Origin of the sequence: Calidifontibacter indicus (assembly GCF_003386865.1) — a bacterium.
Classification (GTDB): domain Bacteria; phylum Actinomycetota; class Actinomycetes; order Actinomycetales; family Dermatophilaceae; genus Yimella; species Yimella indica.
In genome coordinates, this window is sequence record NZ_QTUA01000001.1 from 654,284 (window position 1) to 667,497 (window position 13,214).

Sequence of the window (13,214 nt, forward strand, 5' to 3'; positions counted from 1 at the left end):
GGAGGAACTCTCATGAAGAACAAGTTGCGGGTGCGCGCGGGCGCGGCCCTTGCTGTCGCCGGGCTGATCGGCGGTGCCGGAGTGGTCACCGCTCAGGGCGCCGAAGCCGCCGGAGACCAGACGAAGATCTGCCGGATCAAGGGCGCCGACGGCACCGTGCTCGCGTCGTTCAAGGCCATCCGCTACGACGGGGCTGTGCGCGACAAGGTCGTCATGAAGCCCATCTACTACAAGTCGTCCAACTACTACTACAAGCCCGCCTACAGCGTCCTGCAGAAGAACTGGGCGTGGGGCACGGAGTGGACCCCCGTCACGTTCATGCAGAACCCCTGGTCGACCAAGACGATCTACACGACCTACAACTGGAACGCGCGCTCGGCGCAGATTCGCCTCGAGCTCCATCACAAGCGGGCCTACGCCGTGGCGGTGAAGTACTGCCAGGTCTACTTCTGATCGGTCCGCCCGGCCCAGAAGGTGAGTGTCATGAGGTTCGAGCCAGGGACACCTCCTACCTCATGACACTCACGCTGCGGTGTAGGCGGGTCAGCCCGCCCGGCGCACCAGGGCGCGCAGCCCCGTCCGCATCATCGACCGGTGGTTGGCGACGAGCAGTGGACGCGCCGCCCCGGCGAACCTCGATGCCGCTCCGGGCTTGGTGACCCGCGCCTCCTGGTCGTAGTGCAGGAGGCTGCCCTCGCCGGCGGGCTGCACCACGAACCGCGACCAGCCGGTGAGATCGCCGTCCAGGGAAGCCCTCAGCGTGCGCGACACCGAGTCGTCGACCAGCGCAACCAGCTTGAGCCGCAACGTGATCGGCAAGAACGAACGAATGGCGACGTAGCCGCTGCGGTCGTCGATGGGTTCGACCGAGCGCACCTGCGGCCACCACGACGGCCATGCCTCGATGTCGTGCAACTCCTCATAGAAGGCGTCCGGGTCGCCGGGCAGCAGATGCCACGAACTGAACCGGAAGACCTTCGACGTGGGGTCGTACGCATGACTCCACCGGTCGGCACCGGCCGACGGACTCATCGCGGCACGCGCACCAGCAACGACTTCGGCTTCACCGCGATCTGCACGGTCAGCGCGTGATCGTGCACCTCGCCGTCGATCTCGACCCGGGTCGGTTCGGCGCACTCGATCCGCACGCTGTATGCCGTCCGGCGCCGCACCTGCTTGGTCTCCTTGCGCGCGGCCCGCAGCACCTGCGAGACCAGCCGCGCCCAGGTCGCACCCTTGGCCGACAGTTCGACGACGTCGAGCGCCCCGTCATCCGGCGAGGCGTCGGGCATCAGCGTGACGCCGCCGGTGAGTTCGCCGCAGTTGCCCACGAGCACCGTGGTCAGCGGACGGATCGGCTGCAGGTCGCCGTCGTCGTAGGCGATCCGCATCGGGGTGCGGCCGGCGTTGATGTGCTTGAGCCCGGCGATCGGGTAGGCCAACCAGCTGGCGCGGTCCTTCAGCTTGTCGGAGGTCGAGGCCATGATCTCGGCATCGAGCCCGCACCCGGTCATCACGGTGCAGATGGCCTGCTCGTCGGGTTCGCCGTCGCCGGTGGTGTCGATCTGCACGCACAACGTGTCGATCGCGCGGTCGCGTCCGGCCATCGCCGCCCGCAGGCCGGCGAAGTGGTTGCGCACCGGCAGACCGAGGTTGCGCGCGAGCAGGTTGCCGGTGCCGGCCGGCAGGATGCCGAGCGGAATGCCGGTGTCCAACAAGCCGGACGCCACGTTGCGCACCGTGCCGTCGCCGCCGAGCGCGGCGACCATGTCGACGCCCTGGTCGACCGCTGTCCGCGCCTGGCCGAAGCCCGGGTCGTCGACCGTCGTCTCCAGCCACAGCGGCGCCGCCCAACCGTAGCTACGCATGACCTGTTCGACGTGTCGTCGAAACTCGGGCATCTTCTTGATCTTCGTCGGGTTCACGACGACGGCGGCGCGCTTCATAGCGCACCCAGAGTGCCAGTCCGGTGGGGTCGCGCGGTAATCCGGGAGGCGACCGGCCCCCTGCAACGACTAGCCTGGCCCGCGTGATCGACATCAAGTTCCTGCGTGAGAACCCCGACGCCGTCAAGGCCAGCCAGCGTGCGCGCGGCGAGGACGAAACGGTCGTCGACAAGATCCTGGACGCCGACAAGGCCCGCCGGTCGTCGCTCAGCGAGTTCGAGCAGCTGCGCTCGCAGCAGAAGTCGGTCAGCAAGAACGTCGGCGCCGTGATGGGTCGCCTCAACAAGGCGAAGAAGGCCGGCGAGGACGTCACCGCGCTCGAGGCCGAGGCCGAGCAGGCCCGCACCGAGGCCGCCGCCCTGGCCGCCCGGGTCAAGGAACTCGACGCCGCCGCCGACACCGAGGGCGAGACCTTCAACCAGCTGATGCGCCAGGTCGGCAATATCGTCGTCGACGGTGTGCCCGCCGGTGGCGAGGAGAACTTCCGCACCATCGAGGAGCGCGGCGCCAAGCCGACCTTCGACTTCGAACCGCTCGACCACCTCGCGCTCGGCGAGTTGCTCGGCGCGATCGACATGGAGCGCGGCGCGAAGGTCAGCGGCTCGCGGTTCTACTACCTCAAGGGTGTCGGCGCGCAGTTGTCGCAGGCGCTGATGGCCTACTGCCAGCAGATCGCCCGCGAGGAGGGCCTCACCGGTCTCGTCGTGCCCAACCTGGTGCTGCGCCGCACGATGGCCGGCGCCGGGTTCATCGACAGCCACGCCGACGAGGTCTACCTGCTCGAAGCCGACGACCTGTTCCTCACCGGCACCTCCGAGGTCGCGCTCGCCGGCTACCACGCCGACGAGATCCTCGACCTGAGCAACGGTCCGCTGCGCTACACCGCCACCTCGACCTGCTACCGCCGCGAGGCCGGGTCGTACGGCAAGGACACCCGCGGCATCTTCCGGGTGCACCAGTTCAACAAGACCGAGATGTTCGTCTACTGCCGTCCCGAGGACGCCGAGGCCGAGCACGACCGCCTGCTCACCATCGAGAAGCGGGTGCTGGACGGGTTGGAGTTGCCGTACCGGATCATCGACGTCGCCGCCGGTGACCTCGGAGGCCCGGCCGCGCGCAAGTTCGACTGCGAGGCATGGGTGCCCACGCAGGAGACCTACCGCGAGCTGACCTCCACCTCGAACTGCACCACCTACCAGGCCCGCCGGCTCGGGGTGCGATACCGCGGCGCCGACGGCAAGCCCGAGATCGCGGCCACGCTCAACGGCACGATGCTCACCGACACCCGTCCGATCGTGGCGCTGCTGGAGAACCACCAGCAGGCGGACGGTTCGGTGAAGGTTCCGGCGGCGTTGCAGCCGTTCATGGGCACCGATGTGCTGAAGCCGGTCTGAGCAGTCGGCTGACAAAGCAGAATCCGCGTGAGTTCGCTTCGAACTCACGCGGATTCCTTGTTGCTGCGGTCGATCAGACCTTCGACTTGCGGTAGCCGGCCTTGACCGCGGCGGCCTCGGTGGCGAAGCACATCTCCGGCTTGGTGCGGCTGTAGTAGCGCTGCCACGGCATGTGGTAGATGTGGCTGGAGAGGTTGCCCTTGATCGGCGCCCAGCTCGGGCAGTTCCACGAACCGGCGGCCGGACGGTACGACGTCGGCGTCGTCACGCGCACGTACTTACGCACCGTCACCGACGGCTTGAGCGTGGCGGTCTGCGAGACGCGGATGGTCCAGTAGCCGCTGGCCGACGGGGTCAGCTTGGCCGTGAGGTTCGCCAGGCTGTTGCTGCGCACCGTGCCCATGAGCTTGTTCGGGGCGGTGCCGTCGGCGTCGAACCACACGGTGGCGACGGTGTTGGGCAGCGCGACCCAGCGGGTGCCGGACAGGCGCTGGGTCTGGCCCTTGAAGGTTACGGCCGTGCCGCGGGTGACGGTGGTGGCCGACGCGGTGAAGTTCGCGGTGCGGGTGGTGACGGTCGGTGCGGCGTCGGCGACGGGCGCAGCGAGCAGGGTGGCGCCGAGGACGGCGGTGGTGACAGCGCCGAGGCGCGCAGCAGTGGTGGACATTTTCTCCCCGAGACATGATGAGTCCGCGACTCCCTCGGCCGCGGATGTACTGGATCATAGGGCCTTTTCGGGGTGCCCGTGCCCGCTTTCCGACGGGTGGCGCTCAGGCCCGGCGGACGGCGGGTTCGTGCACCGTCGACGTGCTGTCGAGCAGCAGTCGCGCGCCGTCCATCGCATCGCCGAGGGGCTCGTGCCATTCGATGGTCGGGTTGTCCCGCAACGGTTTCCACAGCAGATCGCCGAGGTTGAGCAGACCGCCCACGACCACCAGCGGGCCGCCGCGGGGCAGGGCTGCGCGCACGGTGTCGGCCAGCGCCGCACCGGCCCGCCGGACGATGTCGGCCGCCACCTCGTCGCCGTCCGCTGCCGCACGCGCGACGGACGGCGCGAACCGTCCGCACCCGCGGGCGTCGGTGACCGTGGCCGGGAGTTCGTCGACCCCGCCCGGTGCGGCCACCCCCGGCGCGCCCGCACCCTCGCGACGGGTCGATTCGCACACGCCACGGCATGTGGTCTTGCCAAGATCGATCACGAGAGCCGACATCGAACCTCCTGGGAGGATTCAACGATGGACCTGCACCAGCTGACAACCGAGCAACGCAACGAGCGCACGATGCGCCTCGACGAGATGAGCGTGCACGAGGTGAGCACGACACCGTGGTGGGTCTGGCGGCCAGCGGGCGCACGCCGTACGTCGTCGGTGCGCTGCGCCGAGCCCGCGAGCGAGGTGCCTCGACGGTCGGAATCTCGTGCAACGCAGGCTCATTGGTGGGGCAGGTGGCCGACGTCGCGATCGAGGTGGTCACCGGGCCGGAGGTCGTCACCGGCTCGACCCGGCTCAAAGCCGGCACCGCGCAGAAGCTGGTCTGCAACATGCTGACCACCGCCTCGATGGTGCAGCTCGGCAAGGTGCACGAAAACCTGATGATCGACGTGCGCCCAACCAACGAGAAGCTCGTCGACCGGGCGCGGCGCATCGTCGCGACCGCCGCCGGGGTCGAAGCGGCCGTCGCGGCCGAGGCGCTCACCGCGTCGGGCAACCGGCCCAAGGTGGCGAGGGTGATGCTGCTCGCGGGGGCGTCCGCCGGTGAAGCGGAGCGCCGGTTGAGCGAGGCGGACGGGTCGGTGCGGCGCGCGGTGGGGTGAGCTCGGGGCTGCCCTGGGCGGCGTGGCGTAGGGCAAACCGCGCTCCATGACGCGCGGTTTGCACTGCGCAATCCCACCGATCCGCGGTTTGCACCACCCCGACTCGTGCACCATCGCAGCACCCTTCGTGCACTATGCACTGTGACGTAGCTAACATTCGTACCTCGTGGCCATGACGCCACCATCCGACTTCTTCCTACCGTTCTAGGAATTCCTGAACGGACGAGGAGGTCCGAGGTGAGCTTCGATCACCTTTCCCACACGATGGCCGCGCGGTTCGGCGACGCCCCGGCGATCGCCGACGACAACGGATCGTTCACCTTCAACGAACTCGACTCGCGCGTAGGCGCTTTCGCGGCCCAACTGCGCGAGCTGGGGTTCGGACGCGGCGACGTGCTGGCCGTGATCCTGCCCAACCGGGTCGAACTCGTCGTGGCGATGTTCGCCGCGTGGCGGCTCGGCGGCGCGATCACCCCGGTCAACCCGGCGTTCACGCAGACCGAGGCGACCCGCCAGGTCGGCGACTCCGGTGCCAAGTTCGCGATCACGACGGGGCCTGATGCACCGTCCGGGGGAGCGCCGACGATTCTCGTCGACGACATGCGCACCGAGACCGACGACGCGCCCGAGCCGGTCGACGTCAGCGCCGACGACCTCGCCCTCCTGATCTACACCAGCGGATCGACCGGCCGCCCCAAGGGCGTCATGCTCGACCACGCCAACACCGACGCGATGAGTCGCATCATGGGCGACCACATCAAGCTCACCGCCGACGACCACAGCCTGCTGATCCTGCCGCTGTTCCACGTCAACGCGATCATGGTGAGCGTGCTCGCCCCGCTGCGTCGCGGCGCACGGGCCACGATCGCCGGCCAGTTCTCGCCGTCCACCTTCTTCGACCGGGTCGAGAAGGCGCGGCCGACCTACTTCTCCGCCGTGCCCACGATCTACAGCCTGCTCGTCTCCCTCCCGCCGGAGGTGCAGCCCGACACCAGCTCGCTGCGGTTCGTCGTCTGCGGCGCCGCGCCGGTGAGCAAGGAAATCCTCGAAGCGAGCGCAAAACGCTTTGGGTTCAACATGATCGAGGGCTACGGCCTCACCGAGGGCACCTGCGCGTCGGCCTGCAACCCGGTCGACGGCGTGCAGAAGCTCGGCACGGTCGGCCCGGCCCTGCCCGAACAGACGATCCGCATCGTGCGCCCCGACGGCACCGACGCCGACGTCGACGAACCGGGCGAAGTGTTGATCAGCGGACCCACCGTGATGCGCGGCTACCTGGGCAACCCCGAGGCCACCGCGAAGACGGTGATCGACGGGTGGTTGCACACCGGCGATGTCGGTTCGCTCGACGCCGACGGCTACCTCAAGCTGGTCGACCGCATCAAGGACATGATCATCCGCGGTGGGGAGAACATCTACCCCAAGGAGATCGAATCGGTGCTCGCCGCCGTCGACGGAGTGCTCGAGGCGGCCGTCATCGGCCGACCCGACCCCGTGCTCGGCGAAGTGCCGGTGGCGTACGTCGTCGCCTACCCCGGCGCGCAGCTCGACGAGGAGACCCTTCGTGAGCACTGCCGCACCCACCTCGCCCGCGTGAAGGTGCCTGTCGCCGTCCACGTCGTCGAGGCCTTGCCGAAGAACCCCGTGGGCAAGATCAGCAAACCCGCCCTGCGCGAGAGCGATGCCGCCCTCGCCGCCGGAAACCAAGGAAACTGACATGGGACTCAAGACCCCCGATCTCCCGGACGTTCCGCCGGACGAGGTCATGGCCATGCCGTTCTTCGACCGCACCAAGTTCCTCGCCCAGCACTGGGTCGACTGGGGCTTCGGCAGTCCGAAACTGTTCCACCTGATTTACATCTTCAAGCTGATCATCTACGTCGTCGGCGGGTTCTTCATCGCCTGGGGCACAAGCGATCTCGGGCCGTTGTCGGAGTTTTCGTCGTGGTGGACCGAGCCGATCTTCTACCAGAAGCTGCTGGTCTGGACCGTCTTCTTCGAGGTCATCGGCCTGGGCTCCTCCTCGGGTCCGCTGGCCTTCAAGTTCGACCCGATGATCGGCGGCTTCCTCTACCTCGGCCGCCGCAACACCCTGCGCATCGCGCCATGGCCGAACAAGGTGCCGGGCACCGCGGGCGACCACCGCACCTGGTGGGACGTCGCGGTCTACTGGCTGCTGATCGCCGACCTGGTCTTCCTGATGGCGGTGCCGGGTGTGGCCACCGATCGGGTGTCGGCCGCCAGCGGGCTGCTGCCGACCTGGGCCGTGCTCGCCGCCTGCGGTCTGATCCTGCTCGGTGGTCTGCGCGACAAGCTGGTCTACCTGACCTCCCGCTCCGAGCAGTACCTCGTGCCGATGTTCCTGTTCACGGTGCTGTCCGAGGTCGACCTCATCGTCGCGCTGAAGATCGCGATCGTCGTGGTGTGGGTCGCGGCGAGCGCTTCAAAGCTGGGTGTGCACTTCACCAACGTCATCCCGCCGATGATGAGCAACACCCCGTGGTTCTCCTCGAAAACGTTGCGCCGCACGTTCTACCGCAACTACCCCGACGACCTGCGCCCGTCGAAGGTGGCTACCTTCGCCGCCCACGTCACCGGCACCCTCGCCGAGTGCGGCATGCCGTTGATCCTGTTGTTCTCGCCGTGGCCGTGGCTGACGATCGTCGCGGTGGCGTCGATGGTGGCCTTCCACCTGTTCATCACCAGCACCTTCCCGCTGGCCGTGCCGCTGGAGTGGAACGTGTTCTTCATGTTCGCCGCGGTCTGGCTGTTCTGGGCCCACCCGGCCGGCGACGGCTGGGGTGTCTGGGACGCGAACCCGGGTGTCGTCGCGGCCATCGTCGCGGTGTCGGTGATCTTCCCGATCATCGGTAACCTGCGCCCCGACCTGGTGTCGTTCCTGCCGTCGATGCGGCAGTACGCCGGCAACTGGGCCTCGGCCACCTGGGCCTTCCGTGACCGCGAGAAGGAGGAGCGTCTCAACCAGAACATCACCAAGGCCTCGAAGAACCAGATCGACCAGTTGGTCAAGGCCGGCTTCCCCGAGCCGCTGGCCGAGATGTTCCTCGGCAAGGCCATCGCCTGGCGCAGCATGCACTCCCAGGGTCGTGCGCTGCTGTCGCTCATCGACCGGCACACCGACGTCGAGACCTACACGGTGCGTGAGGCGGAGTTCGTCTGCAACAGCCTCATCGGCTGGAACTTCGGCGACGGTCACCTGCACGACGAGCGGCTCATCGCGGCGGTGCAGAAGCGCTGCAACTACCAGCCGGGCGACCTGGTCGTCGCGTTCACCGAGTCGCAGGCGATCCACAAGAACTACGTCGACTACCGGGTGATCGACGCGGCTCTCGGCGTGGTCGAGCGCGGCACCTACCTGTCGAAGGACGCCGCCGACGCCCTGCCGTGGCTGCCCGACGGACCGATCCGGCACCAGGTCACCTGGCAGCGCGAGGGCTATGTCGTGCCGAACGACGTCGTCACCGGACTCGGCGCGCGCGGCCCGCGGGCGTCCGTGGGCGTCCGTGGGAGTCTGACGACATGACCACCGCAGTCGTCGTCGGGAGCGGCCCGAACGGCCTCGCCGGCGCCGTCACCCTCGCCCTCGCCGGCGTGCAGGTGACCGTGCTCGAGGCCGCGGACGCTCCCGGCGGCGGCACCCGTTCGACCGAGGCGACGGTGCCCGGGGTGCTGCACGACGAGTGCTCCGGCTTCCATCCCCTCGCGATCGACACCGCGTTCTCGCGCAGCGTGGATCTGACTGCGGCGGGCCTGAATTGGGGCTGGCCGGACGTCGAGTACTCGCACCCGTTGGACGGCGGCGACGGCGCCGCCGCTCTGCGGGACGTCGACCGGACGGCGTCCGCGCTGGGTGCGGACGGCGCCACCTACCGGCGCATCTTCGGCCCGCTCGACGACCGTTTCGACCTCATCGCGCAGGAGTTCCTGCAGCCGGTGCTGCACGTGCCGAAGTACCCGCTCGCGCTCGGACGCTTCGGCGTCGGGGCGGGCCTGCCGGCCGCCGCGATCGCCAAGCTCTACCGTGCACCGCAGGCCAAGGCGCTCTGGGCGGGTGTCGCCGCGCACGCCTTCCGGCCGCTCGGTTCGCTCGCGTCGTCGGCGATCGGTCTCGCGCTCGGCACCGCCGCACACCGGTACGGCTGGCCGGTCGCGATCGGCGGGTCGCAGGCGATCAGCGCCGCGATGATCCGCGTGCTCGAACAACACGGCGGCACCGTCAAGACCGGCGTCACCGTGCGGTCGCTGGCGCAGGTGCGCCGCGAGACCGGCGCCGACATCGTGCTGCTCGACACCTCGCCCACCGCGGCGGTGCGCATCATCGGCGACGACGCCTTGCCGCCGCACGTGCGCCGGGCGTTCGAGCGGTTCCGGCACGGGCCCGGAGCCTTCCAGGTGGCGTTCGCGGTCGAAGGTGGCGTGCCCTGGCAGCACGAACCGTCCCGGCGCGCGGGCACCGTGCACCTCGGCGGCACCTTCGAGCAGATCGCCGCCGCCGAGAAGGACGTCGCCCGCGGACGGATGCCGAAGCGTCCGTTCGTGCTGCTGGGGCAGCAGTACCTCGCCGACCCCGCCCGCTCCAGCGGCGACGTGCACCCGATCGACGCGTACGCCCATGTGCCCGCCGGATACGACGGCGACGCAACGGAATTGATCATCGCGCAGATCGAGCGTTTCGCACCCGGCTTCCGTGACAGGGTGGTCGGCATGACGACCCGTTCCACCGGTCAGATCGCGGCCGACAACGCCAACTTCATCGGCGGCGACATCGTCACGGGCGCCAACGACCCGCTGCAGCTGGTGTTCCGTCCGCGCCCGACGCTCAACCCGTACGCCACCGGGGTCGACGGCGTCTATCTCTGCTCGGCAGCCACGCCGCCGGGCGCGGGTGCCCACGGCATGTGCGGCTACGGCGCGGCGCAGGCGGCGTTGGCGGCGATCGGGGCCGCTCGGTGAGTGTTGCCGGGCCGGCTCCGGACGACGACCTGGCGCCGGTGCTCGCCGCCGCAGGTGCGCGAATGCGCGTGCGGGAGAACGAGATCTGCGAAGCCGTCACCGAAACCCTCGCCGGTCTCGACCTGATCGCCAACGACGACGTGTTGCGCCGGATGCTCGGTGCGAGCGTCGCCGCGAACCTCTCGCTCATCATGGAGCTCGCCACCGGGGTGGTGACGATCGAGCAGGTGGTGGTGCCGCCGCCCGCCGCGGCCTACGCCGAACGGCTCGCGCAGCGCGGGGTGAGCGCCGACCGGCTGGTGCGCGCCTACTTCGTCGCCCAGAACCAGGTGAAGCACTACCTCTACGACGAGGTCGAGCAGCTCGACGTGCCGCGGGTGGCGAAGCTGCGCGTGGTGCACGACATGAGCGACCTCTTCTTCCAGTACATCGACAAGGTGACGGTCGCGATCCTGGAGATCCACCAGGCCGAGGAGCGGCGGTGGAACCAAGCCACCGGCAATATGGCCAGCGTCATGGTGCACCGGGTGCTCGCCGGCGAAGACCCGCCGGCCGGGTTCGCCGAGGAGACCGGCATCCACCTCGGCCAACAGCACGTCGGGCTGGTGCTGTGGTCGGACGACGCCGAGTCGTCGCTGCGCGAGCTCCAGCGCGCCAGCCGCGAGCTGGCCTCCCGCCAAGGCAGCGGACGGGTCGTCTTCTCCGCGCTCGACCCCACCACCGCCTGGGTGTGGGTGCCGCGCGGCAACCGCAGCGAACCGCTCGCGGCCGACACCGTCCGTCGGGCGCTCGCGGCGGTGCCGTCGGGCCGAGCGAGTGTTGGGCTGCCGGCCTTCGGGGTGGCGGGCTTCCGGCGCACCCACCGGCAGGCGCTCGCCGCGCGGGACATCGCGCTGGCGGGATCTGACCAGGTGACCGGCTACGGCGATGAGGGCGTCGCCGCGGTGTCGATGCTGGCCCGCGACGACGGCGAACTGCGGCTCTGGGTGGCCGAAGCGCTCGGCGGTCTCGCGGTCGACAATGAGACGAACGAGCGCCTCCGTGAGACGGTGCTGATTTTTCTGCAGGCCGGCGGATCGATCAACGCCGCCGCCGAGACCCTTGTGCTGCATCGCAATTCGATGCGCTACCGGCTGTCCCGTGCGGCCGAGGTGCGGGGTCGGAATCTCGATGAAAGGCGGATAGACCTTGAACTTGCGCTGCATTGCGTCAGACTGCTGGGTAAGCGCTTGCTTACCCCCGACCAGAAGAGCTGAGGATCGATGACTTCCCTGAAGAACCGCACCATCCTGATGTCCGGCGGCAGCCGCGGAATCGGCCTCGCGATCGCCGTCCGCGCCGCGCAGGACGGCGCCAACGTCGCTCTGCTGGCCAAGACCGACACCCCCGACCCGCGGCTGGAGGGCACCGTGCACACCGCCGCGGCCGCCATCGAAGAGGCCGGCGGCAAGGCGCTCGCCGTCGTCGGTGACGTGCGCGACGACGCGTCGGTCGCCTCGGCGGTGCAGCAGGCCGTCGAGAAGTTCGGCGGCATCGACATCGTCGTCAACAACGCCAGCGCCATCGACCTGTCGAAGACGCCCGACCTGGCGATGAAGAAGTACGACCTCATGCAGGACATCAACTGCCGCGGCTCCTACCTGCTCGCCAAGACCGCGCTGCCGCACCTGCTGAAGTCGGACCACGCACACGTGCTGACCCTCTCGCCGCCGCTCAACCTCAACCCGAAGTGGGCCGGCGAACACCTCGGCTACACCATCGCGAAGTACGGCATGAGCCTGGTGACCCTCGGTCTCGCCGAGGAGTTCAAGGACGCCGGCATCGCCGCCAACAGCCTCTGGCCGCGCACCCTCATCGCGACCGCCGCCGTGCAGAACCTGCTTGGTGGCGACGAGGCGATGCGCACCAGCCGGTCGCCGGAGATCGTCGCCGACGCCGCCTACGCGATCCTCACCCGCGACCCGCGCTCGTGCACAGGCAACTTCTTCATCGACGACGAGGTGCTGGAGTCGGAGGGTGTGACCGACCTGTCGAAGTACGGTCCGCCGTTGGAGCAGTTGGGTAAGGACATCTTCCTCGACTGAGTTCCGCCGTCCTCGGGTTCGGGCCGCCGGGTTGGTTGTGATCCGTGTACTTGGTGGCGAGTTGTGGAGGTAGAGCTCCACAACTCGCCACCCACTACGTATTACGCATCCAACTTGGGGCGAGCCGTGTCCAAGCCGAGCGCCCGCTCGAACGCGCCGACGTCCGGTGGCCGGTCGCTGAGCAGACGGAACAGTGCGGCCCGCACCATCGCCTGCCGCGGCGCACCCGTGGCGAACTCGTCCATCACCGATGGATCGGCGTCGAACCACATCACGGCGTCGAGCACCCACACGGCCTCCGCCCACAGCGCCGGACGCCAGTAGGGCGCCACGTCGATGACGACGGGCGCGCCGTTCGCGTCGAGCAACAGGTTGCCGGTGAGGTCGCCGTGCACGAACTGGTTCGGTCCGAGGTCGGTGTCGTCGCGCTCCTCGGCGAGGGCGCGCACCAACGGCGGAGCATCGTCGGGAATCGGCAACTCCCCGAACGCGATTCGCGCGGCGACCTGCCAACGGTCGTCGCCGACCTGCGTCCAGGTGAGTCCTGCACACTGCAGCTCGGCGTGAAAGACCGCGCCGGCCGCACGGGTGGCCGCCAGGTCGGTGATCGGACGCGTGCCCGGCTCGAATCTGCTTGCCGCCCAACCGTCGACGACCCAGGACAGGTCGCGGGCGGGCACCGGCATCGCGATGCGCAGGTCGAGCGGGTGGCGCGACGGACGGGTGTCGAGCTCGACAGCGAGCCGGGCGAGCATCGGGCTCAGCCGGCTCTGGATCTCGGGATCGCGGCCGGGGGAGAGCACGAGGTCGCCGGCGCGCACGCTGTGCCCCTGGCCGCCGGCGAGGGGTTCGAGATCGCCCGGCACGGCGAACATGTCGAGGACGTGGTCGGTCGGATTCATCGCGGCCAAGGGTACGTGGGGGAACGCCGCCCGCCGGCCGGGCCGAGTGTCATCTGGTTTGAGGTGTCCCTATCTCAGACCTCATGACACTCGTGGCTCGC

13 protein-coding genes are annotated in these 13,214 nt (G+C 69.2%); 8 read left to right on the forward strand and 5 right to left on the reverse strand.

Annotation, left to right across the window (positions count from 1 at the left end; genetic code table 11):
• Nucleotides 1-12: 12 nt before the first annotated feature.
• Entirely contained in the window at nucleotides 13-453 is a 441-nt protein-coding gene (locus tag DFJ65_RS03070; RefSeq protein WP_115921752.1) for a hypothetical protein, read from the forward strand.
• A gap of 90 nt (nucleotides 454-543) precedes the next feature.
• Here DFJ65_RS03070 and DFJ65_RS03075 read toward each other — a convergent pair whose 3' ends face one another.
• Nucleotides 544-1,032: an SRPBCC family protein gene (locus DFJ65_RS03075; protein ID WP_115921753.1), complete on the reverse strand. Its 489-nt coding sequence runs from the start codon at nucleotides 1,030-1,032 to the stop codon at nucleotides 544-546.
• Nucleotides 1,029-1,946 carry a diacylglycerol/lipid kinase family protein gene (locus DFJ65_RS03080; RefSeq protein WP_115921754.1) on the reverse strand — a complete coding sequence of 306 codons (918 nt, stop codon included), beginning with the start codon at nucleotides 1,944-1,946 and terminating at the stop codon, nucleotides 1,029-1,031. Before DFJ65_RS03080 ends, DFJ65_RS03075 begins: the two co-directional genes overlap by 4 nt.
• A gap of 83 nt (nucleotides 1,947-2,029) precedes the next feature.
• On the opposite strand from DFJ65_RS03080, the gene serS reads away from it, so the two are divergent.
• A complete protein-coding gene (gene serS / locus DFJ65_RS03085) occupies nucleotides 2,030-3,340 on the forward strand; it encodes a serine--tRNA ligase (protein WP_115921755.1) in 1,311 nt (436 codons plus the stop codon).
• A gap of 73 nt (nucleotides 3,341-3,413) precedes the next feature.
• On the opposite strand, the gene DFJ65_RS03090 is transcribed toward serS, so the two are convergent.
• Entirely contained in the window at nucleotides 3,414-4,007 is a 594-nt protein-coding gene (locus tag DFJ65_RS03090) for a sunset domain-containing protein (RefSeq protein WP_115921756.1), read from the reverse strand.
• A gap of 103 nt (nucleotides 4,008-4,110) precedes the next feature.
• Entirely contained in the window at nucleotides 4,111-4,551 is a 441-nt protein-coding gene (locus tag DFJ65_RS03095; RefSeq protein WP_170143933.1) for a hypothetical protein, read from the reverse strand.
• Between DFJ65_RS03095 and DFJ65_RS03100 the strand changes: the two genes are divergently transcribed.
• The 6 genes from DFJ65_RS03100 (at nucleotide 4,515) to DFJ65_RS03125 (ending at nucleotide 12,211) form a co-directional block, all read left to right on the forward strand.
• Nucleotides 4,515-5,153 carry an N-acetylmuramic acid 6-phosphate etherase gene (locus tag DFJ65_RS03100; protein WP_115921758.1) on the forward strand — a complete coding sequence of 213 codons (639 nt, stop codon included), beginning with the start codon at nucleotides 4,515-4,517 and terminating at the stop codon, nucleotides 5,151-5,153. The two genes, DFJ65_RS03095 and DFJ65_RS03100, sit on opposite strands and share 37 nt — an antisense overlap.
• Nucleotides 5,154-5,390: 237 nt before the next feature.
• The gene (locus DFJ65_RS03105) at nucleotides 5,391-6,869 is read left to right on the forward strand and encodes a class I adenylate-forming enzyme family protein (protein ID WP_245949960.1); all 1,479 of its coding nucleotides are present in this window, start codon (nucleotides 5,391-5,393) and stop codon (nucleotides 6,867-6,869) included.
• A 1-nt stretch (nucleotide 6,870) separates the two neighbouring features.
• Entirely contained in the window at nucleotides 6,871-8,697 is a 1,827-nt protein-coding gene (locus DFJ65_RS03110; protein WP_115921760.1) for a DUF3556 domain-containing protein, read from the forward strand.
• The gene (locus tag DFJ65_RS03115) at nucleotides 8,694-10,127 is read left to right on the forward strand and encodes a phytoene desaturase family protein (protein ID WP_115921761.1); all 1,434 of its coding nucleotides are present in this window, start codon (nucleotides 8,694-8,696) and stop codon (nucleotides 10,125-10,127) included. The genes DFJ65_RS03110 and DFJ65_RS03115 overlap by 4 nt, the downstream gene beginning before the upstream one ends.
• Nucleotides 10,124-11,383, forward strand: coding sequence for a PucR family transcriptional regulator (locus DFJ65_RS03120; protein ID WP_147301285.1), 1,260 nt, complete (start codon nucleotides 10,124-10,126; stop codon nucleotides 11,381-11,383). Before DFJ65_RS03115 ends, DFJ65_RS03120 begins: the two co-directional genes overlap by 4 nt.
• A 6-nt stretch (nucleotides 11,384-11,389) precedes the next feature.
• Nucleotides 11,390-12,211: an SDR family oxidoreductase gene (locus tag DFJ65_RS03125; RefSeq protein WP_115921763.1), complete on the forward strand. Its 822-nt coding sequence runs from the start codon at nucleotides 11,390-11,392 to the stop codon at nucleotides 12,209-12,211.
• A gap of 101 nt (nucleotides 12,212-12,312) precedes the next feature.
• Here DFJ65_RS03125 and DFJ65_RS03130 read toward each other — a convergent pair whose 3' ends face one another.
• Nucleotides 12,313-13,113, reverse strand: coding sequence for an aminoglycoside phosphotransferase (locus DFJ65_RS03130; protein WP_115921764.1), 801 nt, complete (start codon nucleotides 13,111-13,113; stop codon nucleotides 12,313-12,315).
• Nucleotides 13,114-13,214: the final 101 nt, after the last annotated feature.

Coding starts and splice junctions, on each gene's coding strand:
- DFJ65_RS03070 (WP_115921752.1), top strand. CDS start 13: ATGAAGAACAAGTTGCGGGTGCGCGCGGGCGCGGCCCTTGCTGTCGCC.
- DFJ65_RS03075 (WP_115921753.1), bottom strand. CDS start 1,032: ATGAGTCCGTCGGCCGGTGCCGACCGGTGGAGTCATGCGTACGACCCC.
- DFJ65_RS03080 (WP_115921754.1), bottom strand. CDS start 1,946: ATGAAGCGCGCCGCCGTCGTCGTGAACCCGACGAAGATCAAGAAGATG.
- DFJ65_RS03090 (WP_115921756.1), bottom strand. CDS start 4,007: ATGTCCACCACTGCTGCGCGCCTCGGCGCTGTCACCACCGCCGTCCTC.
- DFJ65_RS03100 (WP_115921758.1), top strand. CDS start 4,515: ATGTGGTCTTGCCAAGATCGATCACGAGAGCCGACATCGAACCTCCTG.
- DFJ65_RS03095 (WP_170143933.1), bottom strand. CDS start 4,551: ATGTCGGCTCTCGTGATCGATCTTGGCAAGACCACATGCCGTGGCGTG.
- DFJ65_RS03110 (WP_115921760.1), top strand. CDS start 6,871: ATGGGACTCAAGACCCCCGATCTCCCGGACGTTCCGCCGGACGAGGTC.
- DFJ65_RS03115 (WP_115921761.1), top strand. CDS start 8,694: ATGACCACCGCAGTCGTCGTCGGGAGCGGCCCGAACGGCCTCGCCGGC.
- DFJ65_RS03125 (WP_115921763.1), top strand. CDS start 11,390: ATGACTTCCCTGAAGAACCGCACCATCCTGATGTCCGGCGGCAGCCGC.
- DFJ65_RS03130 (WP_115921764.1), bottom strand. CDS start 13,113: ATGAATCCGACCGACCACGTCCTCGACATGTTCGCCGTGCCGGGCGAT.